The sequence below is a fragment of the Shouchella phoenicis genome, assembly GCF_047238345.1.
Taxonomy (GTDB): Bacteria; Bacillota; Bacilli; order Bacillales; family Bacillaceae_D; genus Shouchella.
The window spans coordinates 2,681,426-2,695,740 of record NZ_JBDFMQ010000001.1; the positions used below are offsets into that span (position 1 = coordinate 2,681,426).

At 40.4% G+C, this 14,315-nt stretch carries 16 protein-coding genes; 5 read left to right on the plus strand and 11 right to left on the minus strand.

The window, feature by feature from the left end:
- Positions 1–28: 28 nt before the first annotated feature.
- Positions 29–667, minus strand: a complete 639-nt coding sequence (gene trmB / locus ABC361_RS14370; RefSeq protein ID WP_413074593.1) for a tRNA (guanosine(46)-N7)-methyltransferase TrmB — start codon at positions 665–667, stop codon at positions 29–31.
- Between the two features lie 74 nt (positions 668–741).
- On the opposite strand from trmB, the gene ABC361_RS14375 reads away from it, so the two are divergent.
- Positions 742–978, plus strand: coding sequence for a YtzH-like family protein (locus ABC361_RS14375; protein ID WP_413074594.1), 237 nt, complete (start codon positions 742–744; stop codon positions 976–978).
- Between the two features lie 47 nt (positions 979–1,025).
- Here ABC361_RS14375 and ABC361_RS14380 read toward each other — a convergent pair whose 3' ends face one another.
- Positions 1,026–1,820 carry a phosphotransferase gene (locus ABC361_RS14380; protein ID WP_413074595.1) on the minus strand — a complete coding sequence of 265 codons (795 nt, stop codon included), beginning with the start codon at positions 1,818–1,820 and terminating at the stop codon, positions 1,026–1,028.
- Positions 1,821–2,213: 393 nt separating this feature from the next.
- On the opposite strand from ABC361_RS14380, the gene purU reads away from it, so the two are divergent.
- Positions 2,214–3,077 (plus strand): formyltetrahydrofolate deformylase, encoded by an 864-nt coding sequence (purU, locus tag ABC361_RS14385; protein ID WP_413074596.1) that lies wholly within the window; start codon positions 2,214–2,216, stop codon positions 3,075–3,077.
- Between the two features lie 266 nt (positions 3,078–3,343).
- Here the strand turns inward: purU and ABC361_RS14390 are convergent, their stop codons facing one another.
- Together ABC361_RS14390 and ABC361_RS14395 are read right to left on the minus strand one after the other, a co-directional pair.
- Positions 3,344–4,060 carry an SDR family NAD(P)-dependent oxidoreductase gene (locus ABC361_RS14390; protein WP_413074597.1) on the minus strand — a complete coding sequence of 239 codons (717 nt, stop codon included), beginning with the start codon at positions 4,058–4,060 and terminating at the stop codon, positions 3,344–3,346.
- Positions 4,061–4,194: 134 nt separating this feature from the next.
- Positions 4,195–4,497, minus strand: a complete 303-nt coding sequence (locus ABC361_RS14395; protein ID WP_413074598.1) for a type II toxin-antitoxin system HicB family antitoxin — start codon at positions 4,495–4,497, stop codon at positions 4,195–4,197.
- Positions 4,498–4,829: 332 nt separating this feature from the next.
- Between ABC361_RS14395 and cysK the strand changes: the two genes are divergently transcribed.
- Together cysK and ABC361_RS14405 are read left to right on the plus strand one after the other, a co-directional pair.
- Positions 4,830–5,765, plus strand: a complete 936-nt coding sequence (gene cysK / locus ABC361_RS14400) for a cysteine synthase A (RefSeq protein ID WP_413074599.1) — start codon at positions 4,830–4,832, stop codon at positions 5,763–5,765.
- A gap of 401 nt (positions 5,766–6,166) precedes the next feature.
- On the plus strand, positions 6,167–6,385 hold the full coding sequence (locus tag ABC361_RS14405; protein ID WP_038482055.1) for a DeoR family transcriptional regulator: 219 nt from the start codon (positions 6,167–6,169) through the stop codon (positions 6,383–6,385).
- A 14-nt stretch (positions 6,386–6,399) separates the two neighbouring features.
- Here the strand turns inward: ABC361_RS14405 and ABC361_RS14410 are convergent, their stop codons facing one another.
- From ABC361_RS14410 to ABC361_RS14435, 6 genes are all read right to left on the minus strand, one after another.
- Entirely contained in the window at positions 6,400–7,125 is a 726-nt protein-coding gene (locus tag ABC361_RS14410; RefSeq protein ID WP_413074600.1) for a pseudouridine synthase, read from the minus strand.
- A 53-nt stretch (positions 7,126–7,178) separates the two neighbouring features.
- Positions 7,179–8,339 (minus strand): rod shape-determining protein RodA, encoded by a 1,161-nt coding sequence (rodA, locus tag ABC361_RS14415; protein ID WP_413074601.1) that lies wholly within the window; start codon positions 8,337–8,339, stop codon positions 7,179–7,181.
- Between the two features lie 20 nt (positions 8,340–8,359).
- The gene (gene ftsW, locus ABC361_RS14420; protein ID WP_099301558.1) at positions 8,360–9,496 is read right to left on the minus strand and encodes a putative lipid II flippase FtsW; all 1,137 of its coding nucleotides are present in this window, start codon (positions 9,494–9,496) and stop codon (positions 8,360–8,362) included.
- A 174-nt stretch (positions 9,497–9,670) separates the two neighbouring features.
- Positions 9,671–11,287: a putative polysaccharide biosynthesis protein gene (locus ABC361_RS14425; protein ID WP_413074602.1), complete on the minus strand. Its 1,617-nt coding sequence runs from the start codon at positions 11,285–11,287 to the stop codon at positions 9,671–9,673.
- Positions 11,288–11,449: 162 nt separating this feature from the next.
- Positions 11,450–12,316, minus strand: a complete 867-nt coding sequence (locus ABC361_RS14430; protein WP_413074603.1) for an SMP-30/gluconolactonase/LRE family protein — start codon at positions 12,314–12,316, stop codon at positions 11,450–11,452.
- On the minus strand, positions 12,313–12,714 hold the full coding sequence (locus tag ABC361_RS14435) for a secondary thiamine-phosphate synthase enzyme YjbQ (RefSeq protein ID WP_413074604.1): 402 nt from the start codon (positions 12,712–12,714) through the stop codon (positions 12,313–12,315). The genes ABC361_RS14430 and ABC361_RS14435 overlap by 4 nt, the downstream gene beginning before the upstream one ends.
- Positions 12,715–12,903: 189 nt before the next feature.
- Here ABC361_RS14435 and ABC361_RS14440 point away from each other — a divergent pair, with 189 nt between their 5' ends.
- Entirely contained in the window at positions 12,904–13,017 is a 114-nt protein-coding gene (locus ABC361_RS14440; protein ID WP_413074605.1) for a LuxR C-terminal-related transcriptional regulator, read from the plus strand.
- Here ABC361_RS14440 and ABC361_RS14445 read toward each other — a convergent pair.
- Positions 13,014–14,195, minus strand: coding sequence for a M20 metallopeptidase family protein (locus ABC361_RS14445; RefSeq protein ID WP_413075778.1), 1,182 nt, complete (start codon positions 14,193–14,195; stop codon positions 13,014–13,016). The two genes, ABC361_RS14440 and ABC361_RS14445, sit on opposite strands and share 4 nt — an antisense overlap.
- Positions 14,196–14,315 lie beyond the last annotated feature (120 nt).

Consider the following 14,315-nt stretch of genomic DNA (forward strand, 5'->3'; position numbering starts at 1 on the left):
GTCCTGCGATGCAGGGCTCTTTTTACACTTATGAAAACGTTGCTTCTAACCGATAAATCCGATCACCTTTAGCAGAAAATTTCTCTTCATATTCTGTCATAATATTGCCTTCCATCTCGCTGTTATGAAGATCGAGGCTTACATTTTTTAACGACATTCCATAGCTAGACATACTATGTAGGGAATATTCGAATAGCCCTTGATTATCAGTTTTAAAATGAACCTCTCCTTGAGAATCCATTACCTCGCGATACATACTCAAATAATGTTCGTGAGTCAGACGTCTTTTTTCATGACGATTTTTTGGCCACGGATCCGTAAAATTAATAAACAAACGATTAATTTCTCCAGCTGAAAAAAATTCGGTTAAATCGCCAACATCTTCACTTAAAAGCTTAACGTTTGCAACACCAGCTTCTTCTACGTTTTCCATTGCTGTAATAAGAACACTCTCATATCGTTCTACGCCAATGAAATTCACCTCAGGATGAGCCTGTCCCATCTTCGTTATAAACTGCCCCTTCCCTGTTCCAACTTCAATATAAATTGGATTGTTGTTCCCAAAAATGTCATTCCAGTTTCCTTTTTGTAAAGCTGGTTCTTGAATAACAATCGTTGGACGTTTACTCAATTCTTCTCTGGCCCACGGTTTATGTCTTAAACGCATGTCTATCCCTCTTTCTTATTATCTCTGAATAATTTTCAAACAATTAAGCTACGCTATAATGAAGGAGGTGTAACATGCCTTTATCAACGAATCATAAACTTTCATTAATTAAAGATTTACTACTCAGTCAGCAAACCGAGCATTTCCTCACTCAAAATGAACAAGAACAATTGACGCAGCTCTTGTCAAATGTCGCTCAAGATCAATCGCTTGATTCGAGCCTTTCTGATACAATCTCCCAAATTGCAAGCGCATCGGAGACCGACACATTCGATTCTCAAGCCATTGATAGTTGGATTAATCAATTATAGTTGGCTTATTTCCTAGGAAATAAGCTATCTCGTCTCAAGCAAATAGCTCATCTCTGATAAGATGAGCTATTGATTAAATAAGACAATTTTTTTTCATAGCTACGTACTTGATCTTCGTTATTTCGACTATAGTGCCATAGATACTCTGATATGCTATTTGCTACAACATACCAGTACATTCTTAATCGTAAAGAATCTGTTAACCGCTCCCCGTACACTGTTAACCAGTCAGCCCACTCATCTTCAGGGATATACGTATATAACAATAGACCTAAATCAAGAGCAGGATCAGCAACGGTCGCACCGTCCCAATCAATTAAATACAAATTCTCGTGTTCATCACGCATCCAATTATTATGGTTAATATCGCCGTGACAAACCGCATATTTAGTGTCATCCAATCGCTGAAGTAAACGCTCAAGTTCGCTTAAACCTTTAACAATTAGCGGGTTATCAAGTCCATAAAGCGATACTTGCAAATGCATGTTTTCAATCATTACAGACGGAACTAAAGGTTTATTCCCCATCCTTGTAAACATATCTAGCAAATCAGCGGAATTATGAATATTCGCAAGCAGTTTTGCTGTACTTGCTTTCCTCATTTCCTTCGCTTTTAGTTCTCTTCCTTGAATCCAGCGCTGTGCCGTAATGACGTCACCACTTTCCAACCTCTTTGTCCACAATAATTTCGGGACAATTCCTTCAGCAGAAAGAACCGCAAGAAAAGGAGATGAATTTCGCTTTATGAATAATTGATAGTCGCCATGTCTAGCAACGTATGCTTCACCAGTTGCGCCTCCAGCGGGTAAGACATCCCAGCCTTCTCCTAAAAACAATTCCACCAGGTTCACCCTCAATTTCCTTTTCTTTTCTTCCGCTTCCTTACTGCTTTTCTAATAAAAAAAATCCATTAAAAGAAGCAGAGCACAGCAAAGTCTCTGCCATCTATTCAATCAACTCTATAATCGTTACGATTGAAGCGGCATCGTGCATGATCACAATCAATAGGTAGGTCTTATGTTACCAAAAATTTATAAGAAACGTCAACGTGAGATTGAAAAAAACTATTTCCAAATGCCTTTGGCAGAAATCGAATCTTCTCATAGTAAAAATGATTCTGTCAATCGACTTTTTACTTGAGGAAAGATTGACAGCAAGCGAATAAGTTTGCTTCAATAGGGGAGTTATATAACGATATACTTGTTTAAAAGGTGTTTAGAACGGAGGAACAAAACGTGCACCATCACGAAAATCGCGCAATCTTACTTGTAACATGTCAAGATAAACCAGGAATTGTCGCTGCAATTTCTACATTACTCTTTAATCATCACGCAAATATTGTTCAGTCGGACCAATATTCGACTGACCATGAGCACGGTCGCTTTTTTATGAGAATTGAATTTGAATGGCAAAAAGATCAAGCTCATTTCCGATCAATTCAACAAGCGCTCCAATCGTTGGCTGCCACACATGATTTCACCTATAAATTAGAAGAAGCTCAACGAAAGAAGCAAATGGCCATTTTTGTTTCTAAAGAAAATCATTGTTTGTCTGAACTTTTATGGAAATGGAAAGCAGGCGAATTATACGCAGACATTCCGCTTGTGATCAGCAATCATCCCGATACACAAGTAGAGGTTGAATCGTACGGAATTCCTTTTTATCATATTCCAGCCACAAAAGAAAACAGAGAAGAGGCAGAAGCCGCTGCAATTGCATTGTTAAAAGAACATAATATTGAGTTAGTCGTTTTAGCTCGCTACATGCAAATTTTAACATCAACATTTGTCTCCCAGTTCCCGCAGCGCATCATTAATATTCACCATTCGTTTTTGCCTGCATTCATCGGCGCAAATCCTTATGCAAAAGCATTTGAACGCGGCGTTAAATTAATTGGCGCTACTGCTCATTATGTTACAGATGATCTAGATGAAGGTCCGATCATTGAACAGGACGTGATTCGTGTCGACCACCGTCACTCTGCAAAAGACCTTCGAATTGTCGGCAGAAATATTGAGCGAATCGCCCTTGCCCGTGCTGTACAATGGCATTTGGATGACCGCTGTATCGTTCATCAAAACAAAACGATTTTATTTTAATAAACGTACGTAATGCAAGTGGCTGGGACAAAAGAATATGAACAAGTTGAAAAGACGGTTAATCCAATGGATTAATCGTCTTCTCTTTGTTATAAGAACCTGAGACTCGTGCGGGACAGCACATGTCTGAAGATCCTGTAGCGACTTTCTAGCAAGAGAGGCTAAAGTCGGTCCCGGCATAGAAGACCACGGTGAACGAAAGGAACCTTGAGTTTTGTCCTACTCTCTATCCTTTTAAGAAACTTGCCCTTGTACTCATACTTTATTTAATGCTCATAAATCATTTTTCTTGTCATGCCCCCATCAATCGTGAGCGTTTCACCATTAATAAAGTTATTTTTGGGATTCGCTAAAAATAAACACGCCTGTGCAATATCACTCGGTGTGCCCACACGCTTTGAAGGATGCTGGTGGTGATCAATCTCTCTTAACTCTTTAACATCGCCTGTATGAATCCATCCAGGTGCAATAGCATTGACGGAGATGGTTGTGTCTTGAAGTGAGACAGCCATGGCATGTGTCAGCGCGGCAATTCCTCCTTTAGAGGTCGCATATGCTTCTGAATCAGGTTCAGACATATAGGCACGTGTTGATGAAATGTTAATGATGGCAGATGGGGTCTTCTCACTTTTCATCTTTTTTGCAAACCCTTGAGAGAATAAAAATGTACTTGTCACATTTGTTTGGAGCACATGGTTCCACTCTTCAATGGTCAATTCAAAAAAATTTTTGAATGTGGAGACTCCAACATTGTTAATTAACACAGCAGGGGTTCCAAATTTTTCTGTTATGTGGTTCATTGTTGCCTGCACTTGATCATAATCTGCTAAATCAGCTTGCAACGCTACTACATGTTCCTGCTCCCATGTCGGCTCCTCTTTATCAATTGCAATGACTTGATGCCCTTCTTTTGCAAATGCTTGGGACACAGCCTTGCCAATCCCATTTGCACCACCTGTTACAACGACTAAGCGGTTTTCCACGTTCCATCATCCTTTCCTGTACCAACTATTTACCCTCTTAATTCTAATAAAAAACGATCTATTTACTCATGTACCTCGTTATATATAAATAAAAAAGCCTCCACATCTAGCTTTGGAGACTTCTTACGTTTGCACTATCCTTGTTCTAACGCTAATAGTTCATGATTAATAAACGCAAATTCGGATTTATCCATCGGTGCGTCAATCCATATAATTTGCGGTCTCTGCAAATGTGGAGGAAAACTTTCTTTCCCATATGTTTGTTCCCATACTTTTATGCTCTCATTGAGGTTTTTTTTGGCTTCTAAAAACGTATCACCAAAACCTACGCATTCTTCCAATCCCATGAGTTCGACCATCATTTCGGTCGCTCCGAGCCAATTAAACACTTTCCTTACACGTAAATCATAGAAAGAGATGTAGCTGCCCTGGACCATCAAATACCTCCCTTTATTTCTGAACAGCTCAATAACAATTGTTTTTATATTAGTAAATTTTGTAAATGGATAACGTACATTAAAATAACACGACCTTTTTATTATAGCCTTTACGACTATACGTTTCAATGCTCTTCCTGATTAATTTTAAAGAATATGTAAAGGTCACGTTGAATGTGATGAAATAATTGATGATTTATTGGTCAATCTATACGTACACATCGCTTAATTTAGGTCGTCATTTCGCACGATTGAAGCAAAAATATTCGCATGTCTCCTATATTGCCTTTATAATGTGTAACGTAGAGAAAGACATTTAATGAGGTGAAAAAATGAAAGTCGTAAATAATGTTGCTGAATTGATTGGAGAAACGCCGTTAATCCGTTTAAACAAATTAGCCGATTCAAAGGGAGCAGCCGTTTATTTAAAGCTAGAAATGTTTAACCCGAGTGGCAGCGTGAAAGACCGTGCAGCCTATTCGATGATTGTACAAGCAGAAGAAGATGGCTTATTAAAAGAAGGATCAACAATTATTGAACCAACATCAGGGAATACGGGTATCGGCTTGGCGATGAATGCAGCGGCCCGGGGGTATCGCGCCATTTTAGTCATGCCAGATACAATGAGTCAAGAACGCATAAACTTGCTTAAGGCTTATGGTGCTGAAGTCGTTTTAACCGAAGGCGACAAAAAAATGCCAGGTGCCATTGATAAAGCAAAACAACTTGTTGAAGAAATTCCTGGTGCATACATGCCGATGCAGTTTGAAAACGAAGCAAACCCGGATGCGCATCGAAAAACAACCGCTCATGAAATTAAACATAGCCTTGATTCTATCGGTGTTAGCCTATCAGGTTTTGTTGCAGCTTCTGGAACTGGTGGAACCATTACCGGCACTGGCGAAACATTAAAAGAATTCTACCCAAATGCAATTATTCACGTTGTTGAGCCTGCAGGTTCCCCTGTATTATCTGGCGGCAAACCTGGCCCTCACAAACTTGTGGGAACAAGCCCTGGCTTCATTCCATCGATTTTAAATCAAACCGTTTATGATAAAATTAGACGCATAGATGATGAAAATGCGTATAAAACGACACGTGATTTAGCCCGATTAGAAGGCATTCTTGTTGGCCCTTCATCAGGAGCTGCCTGCTTTGCTGCGCTAGAACTTGCAAAAACAATGTCTCCTGATGACCATGTCGTTGCGATTGCATGTGATACAGGCGAACGTTACTTATCAACAGATTTATTCCAGTTTGAAGACTAAGAATCGCTTAAATGATCTTCGTAATGAGTTACCCTCATTTACGAAGATTTTTTTCGAGCATTGATTCTGTTTACGTTAAAAAAAACCTCGTATAGCCGCAAAACCATTGCTTGTTTTCTGTACAATCCTTTCGATACATTCATAAATGTTCGGCTTTTTGACGATGTTTTCATATAGGTGTTCCATTTTAACCAACAATTTACATGATTTCTTCTTTGCGCTTTTTCTTATTTTGGTGTAAACTATAAGTGTCTAAATAGAGAGCGATCTTTTTTAGATTAGATGCACGACAATCAAGACCATCACCTCACCTAACTTAGTAACATTGGATTAAATGGTTTTCAATTTGCATAGGATTGGGTATAGGGATTTGAATTCATGTTTAAAGAAGGAGTGGTTTTTTGCAAACTTCAACTGATCGTATGCTGACTCGAATTAAGTCCATCTACTTGTACATCAAACAGAAGGGAACTGTCACGACGAATGAATTAGTTGAAGAGTTCGGCATCACTCAACGAACCGTGCAGCGAGACTTAAATGTACTTGAATATAACAATCTTGTCGTTAGCTCAGCACGAGGCAAATGGAAAGCAACAAGTAAAAAAACAAAAGTATCATAAAAAAGAAAAGACCCTCATAGGTCTTTTTTTTGGTTTGTTTTGGCCATGACACGTTCTTCAGAAGTTAATTCACGAAAATGGCCGCGGGGCAATTTTTCATCCATCCACAATGAGCCAATTCTTAATCTTTCAAGCTCCATCACTTGTTTCCCTACCGCTTCAAACATGCGCTTTACTTGGTGATATTTCCCTTCCGACACTTCTACATGTACAATTGACAATTCATCTGCCTGTTTTATTTCTAATTGTGCAGGCTTTGTCGTGTAGCCATCCTTTAACGTTACGCCTTGTTGAAACGCTTGGACATCTTCTTCCGTAACGCTTCCTCTAATTTCAGCACGGTACAGTTTTCCTACATGTTTTTTTGGTGACATCAATTCATGGGAATACTGCCCGTCATTTGTCAATAGGATGAGTCCTTCTGTATCCAAATCCAAGCGCCCGATAGGAAAAAGCGGGTAGTGTCCATACTCTGCTGACACTAAATCAATTACGGTTTTATGCACCCGGTCTTCTGTAGCGGACAGAACATTTTTTGGCTTATTTAACATGATGTAGACGTATTCTTTGTACTCAACCTCTTCCCCGCTTACTTGGATCAAGTGCTGATCTGGGTCGACCTGAGTTTTCGCATCCTTTACCTGTTTTCCATTAACATGAACAGCACCATGTTTAAGTATTTTTTTCACCTCTGCACGTGATCCATAACCTGCATTCGCGAGGAGTTTATCCAATCTCATTTTCACAACCCTTTCTTTCTCAAAAGAAATAGCTGAAGGAGGTTCCCCTGTCTTCAGCTATACGCTTCTTTGCTTTTAAACATATATTCTCTCGTTCTGTAGTGGACGTTTAGTACGATCCCTACCGCTAGCATATTTGTTAATAAGGCACTACCTCCATAGCTTATAAACGGAAGCGCAAGGCCTGTAATCGGCATTAAGCCAATGGTCATGGCGATATTTTGAAACACTTGAAACACAAGCAGTCCAATGACACCTGATACAAGATACGTACCAAATAAGTTGTTGCACGTTAAAGCAATCATAATCATGCGATAAAACAATAAGAAATAAACGACTAGCAACACCATCGCTCCGAGAAAGCCAAACTCTTCCCCAATAACGGTGAAAATAAAATCTGTGTGTATCTCAGGAATGGCATCGCCTTGTGTTTGTAAGCCTTCCATAAACCCACTACCAAACAACTGTCCGGAACCAATCCCAAGAATGGCTTGATTTAATTGATAGCCAATACCACTTGTATCATCATCCGGCGTTAGCCAGCCATAAATTCTTGATAGTTGGTGGGGCTCAATTAAGTATTCGCTAAAAAACTCAAAGTGAGCTTGATGCATATACACCATGAAGGCCAAGAAGGCGACCACGATCCCCACTAAGGAGAATAAAATCTTCCAGCGTATCCCAGACATTAAGACCATCGTTGCAATAACCGCCGCTACCACTAACGCTGTCCCTAAATCTGGTTGTTTTAAAATAAGGAAAAAAGGAGGAACACTTACAGCAAGCACCTTTGCCAGCAAAATAAAATCTGCTTTCACAGAAAAATCACTTCGCTCGCTCGTTAAACGATAAAGCAAATGTGCTAAAGCTAAAATGAGGAAAATCTTCATGAATTCAGACGGCTGAATACCAAAAATCCACCGCTGTGCCCCATTTCTTTCCGTCCCAAAAAATTCAACTGCTAATAACAGGATCATGCCGATACCATATAACGGGATCGTTAAAAATTTAAAGTGATCAAAATCAACGAGCATAACCCCCGCAATAATTAAGGCGCCAACCCCGTACCAAATGACCTGTCTCACAACAAAGTATGTCGGATCTTCATTAAAGTACTGTCCTGCCCCACTGTATATGGCGAGCAAGCTAATGCACATTAATAAAAATACGAGGAACAAAAGTGTGTAATCAAGACCATGTTGTTTTCGTTCCATCTTAAGCCCCCAAACTCCAATTAAGCACTAAGTGATTCATCATTCTCTTGTTTACGTTTTTGTCGTTCATTGTTTTGATGGATATTTGCTAAAATCGCAATACTCAACAATGTAACGAGTAAAGACGTACCACCATATGATACAAGCGGTAACGTGACACCTGTTATCGGCAACATACCAGAAATGGCGCCCACGTTAAAAATAATTTGAATCGCAATTGAAAAGACAATCCCAAACGCAAGTAAACTCCCAAACGGGCTTTTACATTTTGTCCCGATCGAAACCCCGCGGAAGAGAATGATGCCATAGCAAATGAACACAAGGGCTATACCTAAGAAGCCCAACTCTTCTGAGATGATCGTTAAAATGAAATCGGTATGCCCTTCAGGTAAATTCCGCAACTTCTGCATGCTCTCACCTAAACCTAATCCAGTGAATCCGCCGTTTGAAATCGCTAAATACCCGTGAATCAACTGATACCCACTTCCAGATAAATCTTCAAACGGATTCATAAACGACACTAATCGCTGTAACCGGTATGGTTCAAGCAAAGCCAACGCCGAAAAGACAACTCCTCCAACAATGACTAAACCAATTAAATGCCGCCATCTTGCACCAGAAATAATTACAAGTAGAATGGCTGTTAACATGATGGAGGTTGCTGTTCCTAGATCCGGTTGTAGCATCACAAGACCAAACATGACACCGACCACAATTAAAGGGGGCATCACACCATTTACAAAGTCATCAATATACGCTTGTTTCCGAGAATACACATGTGCTAAATATATAATTAACCCTAATTTAACAAATTCAGATGGCTGTAACCCAATCGGGCCAAAACGAATCCACCGACTTGAACCAACTTCTTCCCCCATTCCGATAACAAGAACTAAGACTAATAAAATAAAGGAAGCGAGTATGATAAGTGGTGTGATTTTCTGAAAATGCCTGTATTGAAAATGCATTAAAATAATAAACGCTACAGTTGATAGACCAAGCCACATTCCTTGCCTCGTTACATAGTGGTACGGATTCTCACGAATATAGCCTTCTACATAACTTGCGCTATACACCATTAATAAACCAAACAATGCCAACACTACGGTTGCACCAATTAAAAGCCAATCATTATCTTTACGAAAGGAATAATTCATTCGTCCTCCTAATTGACTTGTTTTAAATGTTCAAGTCTCTTACTCTCATAAAACTGGCTTCATTATACCAAAGCTTGTCCGCAGGAAAAAGAGGCTTTTCGGTGAAACAAATGTCGAAAATCATCTACATTATGGGAAAGCTGTGAGAAAAAAAGAGACACGTCAATAGCGTCTCTATCTAAGCTTAAATTTATCCCCTAATACTTTACCTGCTAAATGGGAGCGAATGCCTAAATAAAAGTAGACAATGACGCCAGCACCTACACTTATAAAGAGCGGAACCGCTACACCAATTCGACTAACATCGTCACCTAACCAGACGCGCATTCCTCCCCAAATTAGTCCTACAGCGATCACCATAATCGTTGTAAATACCGCAATTAGGACCGTTCTTCTAAAGATAATGGTATAGTCAAACGCTGCATGTCGACCAATGGCATAAATATTTAACGCAAGCGCGACACCGAATCCGATATATGTTGTCCAAATCGCACCATAAGGACCAAACCACAAAATAAAGACATAGGTCAAACTTAATTTTAATAGTAACCCAATAATAAGGCTTAACACAGCATTTTTTTGACGATTCATCCCTTGTAAAATGGAGCCAGTTACTGCATAAACCGCAAAAAGAATCGTAACAGGTGCATAGAATCGTAATGTTTCCACACCGAGAACAAAGCTTTCGTTCGCACCAAATAAGAAGTAATAAATCGGCTCTGCTAGCACAAACATGCCAAATGATGCTGGAATCGTAATAAATAAAATCACTTGATACGTTTGAGTGATATACGTTTGTAAGACCGTTTGATCACCAGAAACATACGCTCTTGTAATCGTTGGCACGAGCGTTATTGATAATGCTGTTGCGAGCGCCATCGGAATTAACACAATCTTATGTGCCATCCCTGTTAATACACCAATATATGCCTTGCCTAGATGCCCTAATCCCGCTGCGGTCATCGCATCTTCTATCGTGTAGACATCAATCATTTGAAAGAGCGGTATCGATAAACCAACAAAGGATAATGGAAGCGCATATGAAATAAGCTCTTTATACATCTTTGGCAACTGTTGGCGGTTTTGAAGTGGTTGTTTCGTTTCTTCCACTTTTTTCAAGATATACGTACGTTGACTTCGATAATAATAGATTAACACAGCTAATCCACCGAAAGCCCCTACAAGCGCACCTAGAGTAGCAAACCCGACCGCAAGCGGCATATTGCCACTACCAAGATTCATGATAAGAAAAGCTGCTATTAAGATAAAGGCAATTCGAATAATCTGTTCCAATACTTGCGAAACAGAAGTAGGGACCATTTGCTGAAACCCTTGCATGTACCCTCTCATTAACGACATCACTGGAATCACAAGAAGTGCAAAGCTGACCATTCGAATAACGAACACCACATCATCGAATACATACTGGTCCCCTTCATTTGCTGTATAAGCAACTGTCGCTAATAAAGGCGCTCCTAAAAATAAAATCCAAAACGATAGAAAGCCCATTATGAGCATTAGTGGAATGCCGGATTTAAATAAGCGATGAGCCGTATCATAATCGCCTAACGCATGATATTTTGATACATATTTTGATAAAGCGACTGGTACGCCCATTGTCGCAAGTGCAATCATAATCCCGTACGGCATGTAGCCAGCTTGATAAAGGGCAACCCCTTGTTCTCCTACTAACGGGACAAAGGGAATAATATAAAGAAATCCAATGATTTTTGAAATAAGTGTTGCAAGGGTTAACGCTTTTGTTCCTTGCATTAATTTTGACCCAGCCATGACTTCCCCCGTTCAACCAAAAAAAAAGACTTCTTTCGCATTTTAGCATAGTTTGTCATCCATTGCCTTAACTATCCAATCCGACAAAAAGAATTCAATTTTTCTCCGCGTAAAAAAGCTAGTTTAACGAAAAATGTTGTCGTTAAACTAGCCTGTCCTTATTTAGTCATAGCTTTTGTATGAGCGTGAACCCACACCTTTAACATTTACTTTAGCAGTAAACAATCCACCGCTTTCTACTTCATTTTCTTTCGCTGCCGTTGTAATAAACAATGTCTGATAATCTTCGCCACCAAATGTACACGATGTTGTATGAGAAGCCGGTACTGTAACGGTTTCGATCACTTCACCGGTTGTTGGCTTGACTCTAATAACCGCTCCTGCTCCCCATAAAGCGACCCACAGCATCCCTTCTTTATCAATTGTCATGCCATCTGGGCTTCCTCCATAATCACTATAGGTGATGGGAACTGTTCCAATTGCCGTTATGTTCCTTGTGTCCTCAGCTTCATACCGATAAATGCTGGTTGTGTTTGAAGTTGTTTCATTATGATAAAAGAGTTGCTTCGACTCGTCCCAAGCCATACCATTTGAGATCGTTAAGTCTTTTACTTTCTCATGAATGGTCCCGTCCTCATCAAGTAGATATAAAATCCCACGATTATCTTTGCCATTAAACGCCATCGTTCCTGCCCATAAGCGACCTTGAGGGTCACATTTAGCATCATTGAAACGGACCGCTTTCCCTCCATCAGGTAAGAGAAAGAGAGGCGTTAAACGATCTCCGACGTATCGATACAGTCCATCCCTCATAGCGAGCACAAAACCACCATGGTCCGTTTTCACAACTGCTGTTACGTGCTGCGCAAAAGGTAACGTATCCAACTTTTCGGAGGTTGGATCATAACTGTGTAGCTTGTAACCATCAATATCCACCCAGAGCAAACGTTTCTCGTGCTCATCCCAAAAAGGGCCTTCTCCTAACAAGGCTCTACCGTCCCAAACTTTTTTCGCTTTAATCGTTTTCATCCTTCGACTCCTTTTACCGCAAATGACCGATTGCGACGTGGACCATCAAATTCACAAAAATAGATCCCTTGCCAAGTTCCTAATACAAGCTCACCTTCGACTATTAAAACGGTTTGAGATGGTCCTACAGTGGACGTTTTCAAATGAGCGGCTGTATTTCCTTCCATATGTAAGTCGCTCTCTTGATTCCACGGGTACACTTCATCTAATCGTCGTAAAAAATCTGTTACAACATCAGGATCTGCATTTTCGTTTACTGTAATTCCAGCTGTCGTATGGAGGGATTGAACGATGACAAATCCATTCTGAATTCCCTGATCTTTTATTTCAGCTTTCACCTTTTCGGTGATATCAATCATTTCACTGTGCGCATTTGTATTGATCATGTACGTTTTCATCTTTTTATCGTCTCCTTTCTTTCTGTCATACCCGTGTGCAACTTCAAACTAACCTTACATCGTGACATTTGTCATTGGAGTTAATACGTATGACCATCCTTCGTATATGCCGCATTCACATAAGAGAATCCACTTCCCCCCTCATGAAAAAACGTTGTTAACACAAGCTCGCCTCAACAACGAAAAGAGATGCACCTCTCTCCAGGAACGATTCACAATCAACTATCGCACATTTTAACGAAGCTTGATTGTGAAAATCGAGTGGAAGCTGTGCATCTCGCAGTGAATAAAGGCTGGATTTAAGGTTTCACGAGATAATGATTGGCTAGCGCAATAAACAATGACGTAATGTTTTTAAGTGCTTGCTCATCAAAATCAAATCGAGGATGGTGATGAGGGAATTGGGTAAATTCCTCCTCTGTTCGACCGCCAACATGGAAAAAGGCGCCTGGTTTCTCGGTTAAATAATAGGCAAAATCCTCTCCACCTAAAATAGGAGGCGCCATAATCACACTGTTCTCTCCTAACGTTTCAGTAGCCAATTTACGGACAATTGCGCTTTCTTCTTCACTATTTACAAGGGTTGGATAGCCGTTTAAATAATCGATTTCAGTGGACACATGAGCGCTCTGCTCCTTTCCACTCACAATCGACCGCATTTCCTCTTCCACTTTTTGTCGAGCATCAGGATCAAACGTACGAACAGTACCCTCTATCGTTGCCGTATCCGCTATCACGTTAAAAGCGGTTCCTGCTTGAAACACACCAACCGTCACAACTGCTGGTGCCATTGGATCAATTCTCCGACTTACAATCGTTTGCAGTTCATTCACAAGCTGACTTCCGACCACAATGGAATCAAGGGTTGTATGTGGCTGCGCACCGTGTCCCCCTTTTCCTTGGATATGGATCTTAAATTTATCGACGGCAGCCATAACTGCACCAGGCGTACAGCTCATGTTGCCTAAAGGAAGATGGCTTGAAACATGGGCACCAAAAATCGCATCAACCCCGTCCAAGCAACCATCCGCTACCATTTCTCTTGCTCCGCCTGGTGGCAATTCTTCGGCATGTTGAAAAATGAGCACAATTGTCCCGGCTAGTTGATCGACCTGCTCTTTCATAATCGCTGCGAAACCGAGTAACGCGGCGGTATGCCCATCGTGGCCACATGCGTGCATTTTTCCAGGTACTTTGGAAGCATAAGCCACTTCATTTTCTTCTTCAATCGGTAAGGCGTCAAAATCTGCGCGGAAGGCTATGGTTTTTCCTGGCTTCGTCCCTTTTATTCTTGCTACAATGCCACGGCCTCCTACACCAGTGGTTAGATCGGTAATGCCTAATTTCCTTAACTGTTTTTCGATATAAAGTGGCGTTTCTACTTCTTCAAACGATAATTCTGGATGTTCGTGTAAGTGTCTCCGCCACATCACCATCTGTTCAAATACGTGCGTGACTTTTTCTTTCGCCTCCAACAACATGTCCATCACCCTTTCTCTATTCTTCTTTCACCTTCGCTCTTTTTCTACGATTTCCTGCAACATTTTCATGCTTTTGTTTTTCGTCAGAATGTGTACAATAGAAAGATACTGTTTTAACGA